Source organism: Nocardioides palaemonis (assembly GCF_018275325.1).
In the GTDB taxonomy this organism is placed as follows: Bacteria; Actinomycetota; Actinomycetes; order Propionibacteriales; family Nocardioidaceae; genus Nocardioides; species Nocardioides palaemonis.
On sequence record NZ_JAGVQR010000003.1, the window covers coordinates 431,921 to 445,324 of the forward strand.

Here is a 13,404-nt window from a genome sequence, read left to right on the forward strand (position 1 = left end):
GGGAGCACTGGCCGCGGCAGGCGCTACGGCGTGCCGACCCACTCCTCGCTCGCGTCGTCGAAGACCTGGTGCTTCCAGATCGGGACCTCGGCCTTGAGCGTGTCGATCAGGTCCCGCGACGCGGCGAAGGCGTCGCCGCGGTGGGCGGCCGTCGTCGCCACGACGACCGCGAGGTCGCCGACCTGCAGCGGACCCACCCGGTGGACCGCGGCGACACCGCGTACGTCGTGGGCGGCCGCGACCCGTCGGCACACGTCCTCGAGGCGGGCGAGCGCCGTCGGGTGCGCGGAGTAGTCGAGCGCCGCCACGCCCTTGCCGCCGTCGTGGTCGCGCACCTGGCCGATGAAGAGGGTGAGGCCGCCCGCGGCGTCGTCGTCGAGCGAGCCCACCACCTCGGCCACGTCGAGGGGCGTGTCGCGGATGTCGACGAGTCGCACGGGGTCTGTCACACCGGTGAGTCTAGGGCGAGCCGCGGGTCCGCGGGCGCGCGCGGGCTGGGTGGCGGTGAGTACCGTGGGGCCCATGAGTGACACCCCGGGAGGCGCCTCCGGCGACGACAGCAACCCGTTCAAGGGCACGCCCTTCGAGCAGATCTTCTCCCAGCTCGGCGGCATGGCCGGCGGTGCCGGCATGCCGGGGGGCATGCCCGACCTGAGCTCGCTGATGGCCCAGATGCAGGGCCTCTTCGCGCCGCACGACGGCCCGGTCAACTGGGACACCGTCACCGACCTCGCCCGCCGCGCAGCCGCCCAGGAGCCCGACCCGACCGTCACCACGGCCCAGTCCGGCGCGGTCGCCGACGCCGTGCGCCTCGCCGACCACTGGCTCGACACCACCACCGGGTTCCCGTCCGGGGTGACCACCACCGCCGCGTGGTCGCGGGCGGAGTGGATCGTCGAGACGATCGACGTCTGGAAGGTCCTGGTCGAGCCGATCGCCGGGTCCGCCACCGCGGCGCTCGGCCAGGCGATGCCCGAGGAGATGCGCCAGCTCGTCGGCCCCCTCGTCGCGATGCTCGGCAAGGCCAGCGGCGCGATGGTCGCCTCCCAGGTCGGCAGCGGCCTCGGTGCGCTGGCCGGCGACGTGCTCAGCGCCTCCGACATCGGGCTGCCGCTCGGCCCGATCGGCAAGGCCGCGCTCCTGCCCACCAACGTCGCCGCGTTCGCCGCGGAGATCCCGGACGTCACGGGCGACGACGTGCTGCTCTACCTCGCGCTGCGCGAGGCCGCCCACCAGCGCCTGTTCGCCGGCGTGCCGTGGCTGCGCGACCACCTGATCAGCGCGGTCGCGGAGTACGGCGCGGGCATGGACTTCGACACCTCCGGCATGGAGGCCAAGCTGCGCGACATCGACATGACCAACCCCGCGGCGATGCAGGACGCGCTGTCCGGCGGGCTGTTCGACCCCGAGCCGTCGGCGGCGCAGAAGGCGGCGCTGGAGAAGCTCGAGGTCACCCTCGCCCTGGTCGAGGGCTGGGTCGACGAGGTGGTCGGCCAGGCCACCGCCGACCGGATGCCCGCCGCCGCCAAGCTCCAGGAGACCGTACGCCGTCGGCGCGCCGCCGGCGGCCCGGCCGAGCAGACCTTCGCGACCCTCGTCGGCCTCGAGCTGCGGCCCCGCCGGCTGCGCGACGCCTCCACCCTGTGGGGCTCGCTGCGCACCCGCCAGGGCACCGAGGCCCGCGACGGCGTGTGGATGTCGCCGCACCTGCTGCCGACGGCCGCCGACCTCGACGACCCGCTGGGCTTCCGCGAGGACTCGGTCGCGCCCGAGGAGCTGTCGGACGACGAGTTCGAGGCCGGGCTGCGCGGCCTGCTCGACGGCGACGGCGACGACCGGCCCGCCGAGTGACCCTCCACGCGAGCGCCGTGGCGACGCTGCGCGCCTGGCACGCGCCGTCGCCCGCGCAGGACGCGCTCCGCGAGCGCTACCTCGCCCACCTCGACGCCCATCCCGACGGGCTGTCCAAGCCCTGCTTCCCCGACCACCTGACCGCCGGCGCGATCGTGGTGTCCCCCTCGGGCGACGCGGTGCTGCTCAACCACCACCGCAAGGCCGGCGCCTGGCTCGCCTTCGGCGGCCACCTCGAGGCCGGCGACGCCTCGCTCGTCGAGGGAGCGCGTCGCGAGCTCGTGGAGGAGTCCGGGCTCGACCGCTTCGAGCTCGACCCCGAGCCGCTGTCGCTGGACGAGCACGAGGTCGGCTTCTGCTCCGAGCGCGGCATCGTCCACCACCTCGACGTCCGGTTCCTCGCCGTGGCCGAGCCCGACGGGTCGCACGCCACGAGCGAGGAGTCGCTCGACGTGCGGTGGTGGCCGGTCGACGACCTGCCGCAGACCTTCGACGACATGTACGTCCTCATCGACGCCGCGGTCGCACGGGTGCGCGGGCGGCTGGCCGGTCAGGTCGGGTCGTAGCCCTCGGGCAGCTCGAGGCGGGCCGCGGTGGACCAGCCGGCGAGGTAGCCCTTGGCCCGCTCGGCCTTCGGGTACCGGTCGACCCAGGCCCAGAACTCCTCGGTGTGGCCGGGCACGAGCAGGTGGGCCAGCTCGTGGACGAGCACGTAGTCGACGACCCAGGCCGGCATCTGCTGGAGCCGCTCGGACAGCCGGATGGTGCGGTCGCCGGGCGTGCACGACCCCCAGCGGGACTGCTGGTTCGACACCCAGCGCACGCTCGAGGGCGTCGCCATGCCGCCGAGCCACGCGTCGTTCAGCGCGAGCGCCCGCGTCATCAGCTGCTCGTCGGACGGCTTGCGGCGCTGCTCCTTGCGCTCGATCCGGGCGACCATGTCGGCGACCCACGCGGCCTCGTCGCGCTTGCTCATCGTCGCCGGGATCAGCACCACGATCCGCTCGCCCTCCCGGTAGGCCGAGACCGTGCGCCGGCGCTTGCGCGAGCGACGCACCTCCACCTGCGGAGCCGGGGTCGGGGTGGGCATGGGTCGAACCTAGCCCTCGCCACCCACGCCCGTCCGCCGCACGCGCGGGTCACAGACGCGCGGCCGCCCACTCCAGCAGGCGCGGTCGCTCCCAGGTGGTGACGATCCGGTCGGGGTCGATGCCCGCCTCGGTCGCCCGCGCGGCGCCGTGGTCGAGCATGTCGAGCTGGCCGGGCGCGTGGGCGTCGGAGTCGATGGAGAACAGGCAGCCGAGGTCGCGGGCGAGCTCGATCAGCCGCGTCGGCGGGTCGCGCCGCTCCGGCCGGGAGTTGATCTCCACCGCGACGCCCTCCTCCGCGCACGCCGTGAAGACCGCGCGGGCGTCGAACTGGCTCTGCCCGCGGGTGCCCCGGTTGCCGGTGACCAGCCGGCCGGTGCAGTGGCCCAGCACGTTGGTGTGCGGGTTGCGCACCGCCGCGACCATCCGTCGGGTCATCGCGTCGTGGTCCATCTTCAGCTTGGAGTGGACCGACGCGACCCGCACCTCGAGGCGCCCGAGCATCTCGTCGGTCTGGTCGAGCGAGCCGTCGTCGAGGATGTCGACCTCGATCCCCTTCAGCAGCGTGAACGCGCCGTCGAGGTGGTCGTTGACGGCGTCGACGACGTCGAGCTGGCGCGCGAGCCGCGCCGCGCTCAGCCCGTGGGCGATGGTCAGCCGCGGGCTGTGGTCGGTCAGCACCAGGTAGTCGTGCCCGAGCTCCATCGCCGTCATCGCCATCTCCTCCAGCGGCGAGCCGCCGTCGGACCAGTCGGAGTGGGAGTGCAGGTCGCCGCGCAGCCGGGCCCGGAGCTCCTCGCCGCCCGTCGCGAGCGGGCCGGCCGTCGCCTCCAGCGCCACCAGCCGCTCGGGCACGATGCCGCGGCAGGCGTCGGTGATCACCGCGGCCGTGCTCCTCCCGATGCCCGGCAGCTCGGTGAGGGTCCCGGCCTCGGCGCGGGCGCGTACGTCCTCCTCGGGCAGCGGGAGGATGGTGCGCGCGGCCTTGCGGAACGCCTCGATGCGGCGCGTCTCCTCGCGCTGGCGCTCCATCAGGAAGGCGATCCGGCGCAGCGTCGCGACGGGTCCGAGGGGCCCTGGGGTCATCGGGTCACTCCCCCCGGAACTGCGGCGCCCGCTTGTCCCGCGCGGCCGCGATCCCCTCCTGCAGGTCGGCCGTCGCGAGCGTCATCGGCTGCGCGAGCGCCTCCCACTGCAGCGCGGACTCGAAGTCGGCGTGCCCGCCGTCGGCGAGCGCGACCTTGGTGAGCCGGGCCGCGATCGGCGCGGTCGCCGCGACGCCGGCGGCGGTCTCGAGGACGTCGTCGAGGAAGGACGCCGGGGCCACCACCCGCGAGACCATGCCCAGCCGCAGCGCCTCGTCGGCGTCGACGACCCGGCCGGTGAGCAGCAGGTCGCGGGCGTGGGCGGGCCCGACGACGTTCGGGAGGAGGTAGGTGCCGGCCATCCCGGCGTGCATGCCGAGCGTGTTGAACGGGACGCCGAGCTTCGCACCGGACGCGGCGTAGCGGATGTCGCACGCGAGCGCGAGGCACAGCCCCGCCCCGATCGCCGGACCGTTGATCGCGGCGATCGTCGGGACCTCCAGGCGCCGCACCGACAGCCACGCGCGATAGAACGGCAGCATCCGCGAGCGCAGGTGGTCGACCGAGGCGTCCGGCTCGCTGGCGATCCACGACGTGTTGCCGCCGGAGCAGAACGCGCTGCCCTCGCCCGTCACCACGACGACCCGAACCGTACGGTCGGCCGCCAGGTGGTCGATCGCCGTCACCCACGACGCGGTCATCTCGTCGCTCATCGCGTTGCGCATGCCGGGGTTGTCGAGGGTCAGCAGCGCGACCCCCTCGGACGGTCGCTCGAGGCGCAGGTGGGTCAGGTCAGGGGTCTGGTCGGCCATGGCCCCGAGCGTACTGAGCGCGCGTGTTGCGTGAGCGTGGGCCACGCGTGGCGTAGGGTCGGGCGCGGAGCGCGGGCGCCTGCCTGCGCACCCCGACGGGCTTCCCCACCTCACCCCGTCGCGACGACCACAGAGTGACTGAGCAAGGAGGCCGTCATGGCGGAGACCTGGAGCGGTGAGTTCTACTGCGTCAAGTGCAAGGAGAAGCGCGAGGCGGAGGGCGAGATCAAGGTCAACGACAAGGGCACCAAGATGGCCAAGGGCGTCTGCCCGGTCTGCGGTACCAACCTGAACCGCATCCTCGGCAAGGCGTGACCTCGCGCCCCACGAGCTGACGACGACGGCGCCACCCCACCCGGGGTGGCGCCGTCGTTGCATCCCGACCGCCCATCCCGCCTGTGGAGCACGGCCCACGGCCCGGCCGCGGGTGGGAGCGTGGCTGCCATGTCCGCCACCCCGCTCCGTGCGCAGCTCGACTGCCCGCCGGCGTGGCGGCGCCGGGTCGTGGGTGCGCTGGACGTCGCCGGCGTCGTTGTGACCGCCGAGGCGCCGGTCGGGATCGCGGTCACCCCGGGGCGCCTCGTGTCGCGCACCGTCGACGACTGGTGCGTGGCCTCGCTCCCCCACCTGTTGGTCGGCGTGTGGCCGTGGGCGGTCGACGTCGGCCCGTGGGTCGCGCCGGGCATCGGTCCCTGCGCCCGGTGCGTCGAGGCCGCCGTGCTCGACGACGGGAGCCGTACGCCGCCCGGCAGCGCGCCTGCGCTCCCGGGTGCGTGGCTGGCGGTGGCGGCGGGGAGCGTCGCGCGCGACCTCGACGCCTGGCGCCGCGGCGACCCGCCCCACACGTGGGCGGCGTCGTGGCGCATCGACCACCGCCCGGTCCCGGGCGAGCGCCGGTGGCAGCGTCACCCCTACTGCGGGTGCGCGTGGTTCGACACGGCGTGAGCCGGTCGCCGCACCGGCGCCGCGGTCACCACCACTCGCTGTCGAGCTTGCCCTCCATGGCACGCAGGTGGGTGCGCGAGCAGGTGTCGCAGTACGTGCGCCGCCGACCGTTCTCGACCGACGTCGTCCACGTCAGCGTCTGCTCCGCCGGAGCCTGGGTGCCGCAGAAGTCGCAGGTGGTGACGTCGCCCATCCCCCGAGGCTAGCCCGCTCGCCGCGGTCCGGACATGGCACGAGCCGGCACGACGTCACGGTGACGTCGTGCCGGCTCGTGATCTGCTCACCCGCGATCAGGGCGAGTCCCTAGGGCCGAGGCCCCTCTCAGATCGCGCGGGCGAGCGCGAGACGCGCCTGCTGCGCGGCCTGCTCGGCCTTGCGGCTCATGCGGCGGGCCAGGGCCAGACGGTGGCCGCGCCGGAGCTCGAGCGCCTCTCCCAGGCGCGCGGACATTTGCGCGCGGGCGAGTTCTTCATGCATGAGATTCATGTCGTTGTTTCCATTTCGGTAGGTCTTCATGGTGGGTGTTTCCTGTACTTCTTCGAAGGGGCGGGAGCGGTGCTGTCCGGTGGTCCGGGCTAGGCGACCTGGACGGTCTGCTCGGACTTGCGGGGACGGCCTCGCGGCCGCTTGCGCGGGATCACCACGCCCTGGAGGAAGAGCTCGCCTCCCCAGACTCCCCACGGCTCGCGCCGCTCACGGGCTCCGTCGAGGCACAGCGCCTGCACGGGGCAGCCGATGCAGAGCGCCTTGGCCTCCTCCACGTCCGCGGGGGACTCGGCAAACCACAGCTCGGCGTCGTTGACGCGGCAGGGCAGCAGCTCGTCATCCACTCCGGCAGCTGCGTCGTGCAGGGCACCGAGGGGAGCCTGGGGCTCCGTCCCGGTCGCGTCGGCAGCTCGGTTGCGGTCGAGAACGCTGATGGTCATGTGTTTCACCTCCTCATCGGTGACCTGATCGCGGGTTGCTGCTCGGTCGAGCAGCGGTGCTGGACAAACAGAAAGGCCGCGGATCCCGGGTGTCGGGTTCCGCGGCCTGGAGGCTGCCGATGAGGTGCGTGACCTATGTCGACGGACTCCAGGCGGGAGAACCCGGGAAATCGCCCTTGATGCGAACGATGGCGGCGTCGCCCTGGACAGCCACCACGCCGGCGCCGAAGGCGCGGGTGTGCGCGCACGGGCGGCCGAGGGTGGACATGCCGAAGGACGGCGTCCAAGCCGTCATCGTCTTCGTGTAGTTCTCCATCAGGGCCACCTCCTTCGGGGCGTCGGGCGCGGATCGTCGTCAGCGATCCCAGTGCGCGTGGGTTGTTGTCGAGAACGCTAGACCCTCGACGACGTCAGGGGCAAACGATTTTGTGGGTATTACAGAAAAACTTTCGAGAAACTCCGGCCGGACCCCTCGCCGGCCCGCTCAGGCGTCGCGGCCGGACACCAGGGCGAGCACGTCGTCGCCGTACTTGGCGATCTTGCCGGGGCCCACGCCGCTGATCGCGCGCAGCCCGCGCTCGTCGGTGGGGACGTGCTCGGCGATCAGCTGCAGCGTGGCGTCGGTGAAGACGACGAACGCCGGCACGCTGTCGGCCGAGGCCCGGGCCCGGCGCCACTCCCGCAGGCGCTCGAAGAGCGCCTCGTCGTAGGAGGCGGGGCAGTCGACGCACCGGCCGGTCTTCTTCTCAGCGGCGCTCGACAGGGGCTTGCCGCACTCGCGGCAGTGCAGCGCGGCCCGGTTGCGGCGGCTGCGCTCGCGACGCTGGCCCGCGACGCCGGGCACCCCCTCGACGAGCCCGGCCAGGAACGGCGAGCTGCCGCGGGTGGCACGGCCGCCGGGCTCGCGGGCGACGGCCCACGACACGGCGAGCTCGTCGCGCGCGCGGGTCATCGCGACGTAGAGCAGACGGCGCTCCTCCTCCACCTCGGCGGGCGTCTGCGCCTGGGCGATCGGCATCATCTTCTCGTGCATGCCGGCGACGAAGACGGCGTCCCACTCCAGGCCCTTGGCGGAGTGGATCGTGGCCAGCGTGACGGCGTCGGCGACGGGTGCGTGCTGCTCGCTGGCGCGCCGGTCGAGGTCGTCGACGAGGTCGCCGACGCCGGCCTCGGGGTGCTGACGGCCGAAGTCGGCGGCGAGGTCGACCAGCGCCTGGAGGGACTCCCAGCGGTTGCGCACCTCTCCCCTGCCCTCGGGTGGCTCGGTGGAGTGGCCCATCTGGGACAGCACCGCCAGCACGGCGTCGGCGACCGGCCCGGACGCCTCGCCGCTGCGGGCGGCGCCGCGGACCAGGGTGATCGCCTGACGGACCTCGGGTCGGTCGAAGAAGCGGGCCGCGCCGCGCACGACGTAGGGGATGCCGCGGGCGGCGAGCGCCTCCTCGAAGCGCTCGGACTGGGCGTTGATGCGCAGCAGGACCGCCATCCGGCTGGCGGGCGTGCCGCCGGCCCGGAGCGCGGCGATCCGGTCGGCTACCGCGTCGGCCTCGGCCACCTCGTCGCTGGCCTCGCGGTAGGTGATCCGCGGGCCCGAGGGCCGCTGGGCGACGAGGTCGACGCCCTTGCTGGGGGTCCCGGCGAGCAGCGCGTTGGCGGCCTGGACGACCTCCGGGGTCGAGCGGTAGTTGCGGACCAGCTCGACGCTGGTGGCCGACGGGTGGGCCTGCGTGAACTCGCGGAGGTAGCGCGCGTCCGCGCCGGCGAAGGAGTAGATCGTCTGGGCCGGGTCGCCGACCACGCAGAGCTCGTCGCGCCCGCCGAGCCAGAGGTCGAGCAGCGCGTGCTGGAGCGGGGAGACGTCCTGGAACTCGTCGACGACGAACCACTTGTACTGCCGGCGGACCTGGGCCGCGACCGCCTCGTTGTCGGCGAGCAGGCCGGCGGCGAAGAGCAGGACGTCCTCCATGTCCATGCGCCCCTGACCCCGCTTGACCTCCTCGTAGGCGTCGAACGCCCGCGCCACCGTCTCGGGGTCGAGCCCGGAGACCGCACGCCCGCGAGACCGCGCGATCGCGGCGTAGGAGTCGGGTCCGACGTTGGAGACCTTGGCCCACTCGAGCTCGCTCGCGAGGTCGCGCAGGGTGGCCTGGTCGACGCCGAGGCGCTGGCGGCGCGCGGCCAGCGCGAGCATCGACAGCTTGGACTCGGTGAGCTCGGGCAGGTCGCGCTGGTGGACCCGCGGCCAGAAGAACCGGAGCTGGCGCAGCGCCGCGGAGTGGAAGGTGCGGGCCTGCACGCCCGGGGCGCCGAGCGAGCGCAACCGCTCGCGCATCTCGCCCGCCGCGCGCGTGGTGAACGACAGCGCCAGCACCTCGGTCGGCGCGTAGACCCCGGTCGCGACGCCGTGGGCGATGCGGTGCGTGACGGCGCGGGTCTTGCCGGTGCCGGCGCCCGCGAGGACCCGGACCGGGCCGCGCAGCGCCTCGGCGACCTGTCGCTGCTCGGGGTCGAGCGCGTCGAGCAACATCGGCTCCTGCGGGGCGTCGGGAACGGGGGGGGACGGACTGTGGCGCCACCCTAGACGCCGCCTCCGACACCGGCGGGAATGCCCGTGGCCGGGCGGTCGTTGTGCCCGGCATGTCCCAGTTCACGATGTTCACCACGCCCTGGTGCGGCTACTGCCACCGCCTCAAGAGCCAGCTCGACCGCGAGGGGATCACCTTCGACATCGTCGACATCGAGCAGGAGCCGGACGCTGCGTTCACCGTCGAGCAGGCCAACGGCGGCAACCAGACGGTGCCCACGCTGCTGTTCAGCGACGGCAGCACGCTGACCAACCCGTCGGTGGCCCAGGTCAAGGACAAGCTCGCCGCCCTGGCGTGAGCCGGACCGGGCACCGGGGATAACCTGACGTCGTGTCACTGCTGAACTCGATCGACCGCGACCACGTCCTCACCGCGATGGAGACCTGGGACGCGGCGGGCGGTGCCAACTACATGCTGGTGCGCGGCGGCGTCTCGACGCACGTGCTGACCCACCACGGCCGGGAGTACGACGCCGCGGCCATCGCCGGCATCGCCCACGGCCTCGCGACCGGACGTACGCTCACCCCGGCCGACATCCCCGGCGGCTCGGCGGGCGCGGGCAAGGCCCTCGTCCGCCTCGGCTTCCAGGTCCGCGACGACTCCCCGCCCAGCGAGCGCGTTCCGGGGACGCGGGCCCGGACCCCGCGCGCGTCGACCACGCCCCGCGCGTCGTCGACCACCTCCCGCGCGGCGACGACGCGACCCAAGCGGGTCGCCGAGGTCGACCGGCCGGTCAACCTCTGCCCGCGCTGCTTCATCGCGCTGCCGGCCACCGGCATCTGCGACACCTGCGACTGAGCCTCAGCCCCAGCCGGGCCCTTCGAGCGGCCGCCCGAACCAGGACTGGATGAGCGAGGACGAGATCGACACCGTGCGCGGCACGACGATCTCGCCCGACTCGGCCGCCGCCTCGAACTCCGCGCGCGTCCACCAGCGCGCCTCCTCGATCTCGGCGCCGTCGACGTCGATGTCGGTGCTCACGGCCCGTCCGGTGAAGCCGAGCATCAGGCTGGCCGGCAGCGGCCACGGCTGGCTGCCGAAGTAGCGCACCTCGCCGACCCGGACCCCGACCTCCTCGTCGACCTCGCGACGCACGGCGTCCTCGAGGGTCTCCCCCGGCTCGCAGAACCCGGCCAGCGTCGACCAGCGTCCGGGCGGCCACGAGGCGTTGCGCCCCAGCAGGATCGCCTCCTCGTCGCCCTCGCCGTGGGTGATCGCCATGATCACCGCGGGGTCGGTGCGGGGGAACTGCGCGCGACCGCACGCGCTGCACCGCAGCTCGTGACCGGCCGCCCGGCTCTCCAGCGTGCCGCCGCAGCGCGGGCAGAACCGGGTCGCGTGGTGCCACTCGGCCAGGCCGATGGCGTGCATGAGCAGGGGCGCCCGCGCGAGGTCGTCGTCGTCGAGCAGGCCGAGCACCGCCCGCAGCGGCACCCACTCCTCCGGGTCGCCGGGCGCCTGCTCGGGTGCGACGACCACCGCGAGGTGGACCGTCCCGTCGATCTCGCCGAGGAGGACCGGCAGCCCATCCGGCGCCTCCTCCGGTGACACCCAGGCGACGGTGCCGTCCACCGGCCGCAGCCGGTTGCCGGCGACCAGCAGCACGCGCGTCGACGGGTCCGCGGTGCGCGCGGCCAGCCAGTCGTCGTCGGTGCGGCGCAGGCCCAGCCGGTTGTGCGCGTGGGCGGAGAGGGCGACGTGCGGGAGGGTGCGCTCGGTGGACACCCGCTCAGGCTAGCCATCCTTCTTTTTGACAATCGTTCTCAACTGTATTGAGAATGACTCTCATGAAGATTCGTCGTGTCCCCGTCCTCCTCGCGACCCTCGTGGCCCTCGCCTCCTCGTCGTGCGCCACCTCCGAACCGGGCTCCGATCCGGGCTCCGAACCAGCCGCCGAGCCGTCCACCGATCCGACCGGCACCGCCGAGCCGGCCGCCGGCACCGAGGTGGCCGCGGCCACCCCGCGCCTGGCGGTCACCCACGACGGCGGCGTGATGGTCGTCGACGTCCGGACCGGCGAGGTGCTCGCCGAGGAGGCGCTCGAGGGCTACGCCCGGGTCAGCCCGGCCGGCGACGGGCGCCACGCCCTGGTCAGCACGACCGGCGGGTGGGAGGTGCTCGACCTCGGTGCCTGGACCGACGAGCACGGTGACCACGGCCACCACTGGACCAGCCCCGCCGGGCTGACCGGTCTCCGGTTCGAGGCGACCGAGCCCGGCCACGTCGTGGCCCACGACGGGCTCACGACCCTGTTCGACGACGGCACCGGGACGATCACCTCCTTCGACACCACCGAGCTCACGTCGGGCAGCCCCGAGGTCACGACGACGAGCACCGACGAGGCGCACCACGGCGTCGCCGTGCGCCTCGCGAACGGCAACCTGCTGACCACCGACGGCGACGAGGAGTCCCGCTCGGGCGTGCGCCTGCTCGGCCCGTCGGGGACGGTGATGGCCGAGACCGACGCCTGCCCGGGCGTGCACGGCGAGGCGTTCGCCGGAGAGGTCGCGGTGCTCGGCTGCGAGGACGGCGCCGTCGTGGTCGACGGCCGCCGGATCACCAAGGTCACCAGCCCGGACGCGTACGGCCGGATCGGCAACCAGGCCGGCTCGGAGGTCTCGCCGATCCTGCTGGGCGACTACAAGACCGACGCGGACGCCGAGCTCGAGCGCCCGACGCGGGTCTCGCTGATCGACACCCGGACCGCCGAGGTGCGGCTGGTCGACCTCGGCACCAGCTACAGCTTCCGCTCGCTCGGCCGCGGCCCGGACGGCGAGGCGCTGGTGCTCGGGACCGACGGCGCCCTCCGCGTGATCGACCCCCGCACCGGCGAGGTGCAGCGCTCCATCGACGTCGTGGCGCGCTGGAAGGAGCCGCTGGACTGGCAGCAGCCGCGCCCCACGCTGCACGTGGTCGGCTCCACGGCGTACGTCACCGAGCCGCGCAGCGACCGGGTGCACGTCGTCGACCTCGACCGCGGGCGCGTCACGTCGAGCCTCGACCTGCCGCACACGCCCGACGAGGTGGTCGCCACCGCGGGCTGAGACCGTCCCTTCTCTAGGCTGGGCGCCGTGAGCACGCACATCGGCGCCCAGCCCGGCGACATCGCCCCCACCGTCCTCCTCCCCGGCGACCCGCTGCGCGCGCGGTGGATCGCCGAGACGTTCCTCGACGACGCCCGCTGCTACAGCGAGGTCCGCGGGATGTACGGCTTCACCGGTACCTGGCGCGGCCAGCCGGTCTCGGTGCAGGGCTCGGGCATGGGCCAGCCGTCGATGGCGATCTACGTCAACGAGCTGTTCACCGACTACGACGTCCAGTCGGTCGTGCGGGTCGGCTCGTGCGGCGCGGTGACCGAGGACGTCGGCGTGCGCGACGTGATCATTGCGTCGGGCGCCTGCACCGACTCCGCGATGAACCGGATCGCCTTCCACGGCCTCGACTACGCCCCCGTCGCCGACTTCGGCCTGCTCCGCGGTGCGGTCGAGGCCGCCGAGCGCCGCGAGGGCGGGTCGCCGTTCCACGTCGGCCTGATCTTCTCCAGCGACTCCTTCTACGCCGCGCGCCCCGAGCTGCTCGGCGAGATGGTGAAGTACGGCGTCCTGGCCGTCGAGATGGAGGCGAGCGCGCTCTACACCCTCGCCGCCAAGCACGGCCGCCGCGCGCTCGCGATCTGCACGGTCTCCGACCACATCGTGACCGGCGAGGAGACCACGTCTCAGGAGCGCGAGCAGACCTTCGGCGAGATGGTGGAGATCGCGCTCACCGCGGCGCTCGGCTGACGGATTTGGCCAGGGCTGCGCCGCCGCCTCGCCACCCGCGGGCGGTGCGTGAGCCACCTTCTGCGCCCGCGGAAGGCGGGTGACACACCGCTGCCGCGCGCGCCGGCGTACGACACGCCCGCGGGCGGTGCGTGAGCCACTTTCTGCGCCCGCGGAAGGTGGGTGGCACACCGCTGCCGCGCGCACCGGCGTACGACACGCCCGCGGGCGGTGCGTGAGCCACCTTCTGCGCCCACGGAAGGTGGGCGTCACACCGCTGCCGCGCGCGCCGGCGTACGACACGCCCGCGGGCGGTGCGTGAGCCACCCTCTGCGCCCACGGAAGGTGGGT

General features: G+C 73.8%; 18 protein-coding genes. 8 read left to right on the plus strand and 10 right to left on the minus strand.

Annotated elements, in window-relative coordinates; translation table 11 throughout:
* Positions 1-23 precede the first annotated feature (23 nt).
* On the minus strand, positions 24-449 hold the full coding sequence (locus KDN32_RS14435; protein ID WP_307854103.1) for a molybdenum cofactor biosynthesis protein MoaE: 426 nt from the start codon (positions 447-449) through the stop codon (positions 24-26).
* A 73-nt stretch (positions 450-522) separates the two neighbouring features.
* Between KDN32_RS14435 and KDN32_RS14440 the strand changes: the two genes are divergently transcribed.
* Positions 523-1,851 carry a zinc-dependent metalloprotease gene (locus tag KDN32_RS14440; RefSeq protein WP_211732939.1) on the plus strand — a complete coding sequence of 443 codons (1,329 nt, stop codon included), beginning with the start codon at positions 523-525 and terminating at the stop codon, positions 1,849-1,851.
* A 17-nt stretch (positions 1,852-1,868) separates the two neighbouring features.
* Complete coding sequence (locus tag KDN32_RS14445; RefSeq protein WP_307854105.1) at positions 1,869-2,417, plus strand: NUDIX hydrolase; 549 nt, start codon at positions 1,869-1,871, stop codon at positions 2,415-2,417.
* Here the strand turns inward: KDN32_RS14445 and KDN32_RS14450 are convergent.
* Genes KDN32_RS14450 through KDN32_RS14460 form a run of 3 tightly spaced genes read right to left on the minus strand, consistent with a single transcriptional unit; the run spans position 2,402 to position 4,836 of the window.
* Positions 2,402-2,941 (minus strand): M48 metallopeptidase family protein, encoded by a 540-nt coding sequence (locus tag KDN32_RS14450; protein WP_211732941.1) that lies wholly within the window; start codon positions 2,939-2,941, stop codon positions 2,402-2,404. The two genes, KDN32_RS14445 and KDN32_RS14450, sit on opposite strands and share 16 nt — an antisense overlap.
* Before the next feature lie 49 nt (positions 2,942-2,990).
* Positions 2,991-4,025 carry a PHP domain-containing protein gene (locus KDN32_RS14455; protein WP_211732942.1) on the minus strand — a complete coding sequence of 345 codons (1,035 nt, stop codon included), beginning with the start codon at positions 4,023-4,025 and terminating at the stop codon, positions 2,991-2,993.
* Positions 4,026-4,029: 4 nt separating this feature from the next.
* Positions 4,030-4,836, minus strand: coding sequence for an enoyl-CoA hydratase/isomerase family protein (locus KDN32_RS14460; protein WP_211732943.1), 807 nt, complete (start codon positions 4,834-4,836; stop codon positions 4,030-4,032).
* A gap of 156 nt (positions 4,837-4,992) precedes the next feature.
* On the opposite strand from KDN32_RS14460, the gene KDN32_RS14465 reads away from it, so the two are divergent.
* Both KDN32_RS14465 and KDN32_RS14470 read left to right on the plus strand, forming a co-directional pair.
* Entirely contained in the window at positions 4,993-5,151 is a 159-nt protein-coding gene (locus tag KDN32_RS14465) for a DUF5679 domain-containing protein (protein WP_090969683.1), read from the plus strand.
* A gap of 129 nt (positions 5,152-5,280) precedes the next feature.
* Complete coding sequence (locus KDN32_RS14470) at positions 5,281-5,781, plus strand: hypothetical protein (protein WP_211732944.1); 501 nt, start codon at positions 5,281-5,283, stop codon at positions 5,779-5,781.
* Between the two features lie 25 nt (positions 5,782-5,806).
* Here the strand turns inward: KDN32_RS14470 and KDN32_RS14475 are convergent, their stop codons facing one another.
* From KDN32_RS14475 to KDN32_RS14495, 5 genes are all read right to left on the minus strand, one after another.
* On the minus strand, positions 5,807-5,974 hold the full coding sequence (locus tag KDN32_RS14475) for a hypothetical protein (RefSeq protein ID WP_211732945.1): 168 nt from the start codon (positions 5,972-5,974) through the stop codon (positions 5,807-5,809).
* Between the two features lie 128 nt (positions 5,975-6,102).
* Positions 6,103-6,462: a putative WhiB-interacting protein gene (locus KDN32_RS23620; RefSeq protein ID WP_504739249.1), complete on the minus strand. Its 360-nt coding sequence runs from the start codon at positions 6,460-6,462 to the stop codon at positions 6,103-6,105.
* On the minus strand, positions 6,357-6,707 hold the full coding sequence (locus KDN32_RS14485) for a WhiB family transcriptional regulator (RefSeq protein WP_211732947.1): 351 nt from the start codon (positions 6,705-6,707) through the stop codon (positions 6,357-6,359). The genes KDN32_RS23620 and KDN32_RS14485 overlap by 106 nt, the downstream gene beginning before the upstream one ends.
* A 133-nt stretch (positions 6,708-6,840) precedes the next feature.
* Complete coding sequence (locus KDN32_RS14490; RefSeq protein ID WP_211732948.1) at positions 6,841-7,023, minus strand: hypothetical protein; 183 nt, start codon at positions 7,021-7,023, stop codon at positions 6,841-6,843.
* 168 nt (positions 7,024-7,191) lie between these two features.
* On the minus strand, positions 7,192-9,234 hold the full coding sequence (locus tag KDN32_RS14495) for an ATP-dependent DNA helicase UvrD2 (RefSeq protein ID WP_211732949.1): 2,043 nt from the start codon (positions 9,232-9,234) through the stop codon (positions 7,192-7,194).
* 110 nt (positions 9,235-9,344) lie between these two features.
* Between KDN32_RS14495 and KDN32_RS14500 the strand changes: the two genes are divergently transcribed.
* Together KDN32_RS14500 and KDN32_RS14505 are read left to right on the plus strand one after the other, a co-directional pair.
* Positions 9,345-9,590, plus strand: coding sequence for a mycoredoxin (locus KDN32_RS14500; protein WP_211732950.1), 246 nt, complete (start codon positions 9,345-9,347; stop codon positions 9,588-9,590).
* A gap of 32 nt (positions 9,591-9,622) precedes the next feature.
* A complete protein-coding gene (locus KDN32_RS14505; protein WP_211732951.1) occupies positions 9,623-10,090 on the plus strand; it encodes a ScoMcrA-related endonuclease in 468 nt (155 codons plus the stop codon).
* A gap of 3 nt (positions 10,091-10,093) precedes the next feature.
* Here the strand turns inward: KDN32_RS14505 and nudC are convergent, their stop codons facing one another.
* A complete protein-coding gene (gene nudC, locus KDN32_RS14510; RefSeq protein ID WP_211732952.1) occupies positions 10,094-11,017 on the minus strand; it encodes an NAD(+) diphosphatase in 924 nt (307 codons plus the stop codon).
* A gap of 62 nt (positions 11,018-11,079) precedes the next feature.
* On the opposite strand from nudC, the gene aztD reads away from it, so the two are divergent.
* Positions 11,080-12,336 carry a zinc metallochaperone AztD gene (gene aztD, locus KDN32_RS14515; protein ID WP_211732953.1) on the plus strand — a complete coding sequence of 419 codons (1,257 nt, stop codon included), beginning with the start codon at positions 11,080-11,082 and terminating at the stop codon, positions 12,334-12,336.
* Between the two features lie 27 nt (positions 12,337-12,363).
* Entirely contained in the window at positions 12,364-13,074 is a 711-nt protein-coding gene (gene deoD / locus KDN32_RS14520) for a purine-nucleoside phosphorylase (protein ID WP_211732954.1), read from the plus strand.
* Positions 13,075-13,404 lie beyond the last annotated feature (330 nt).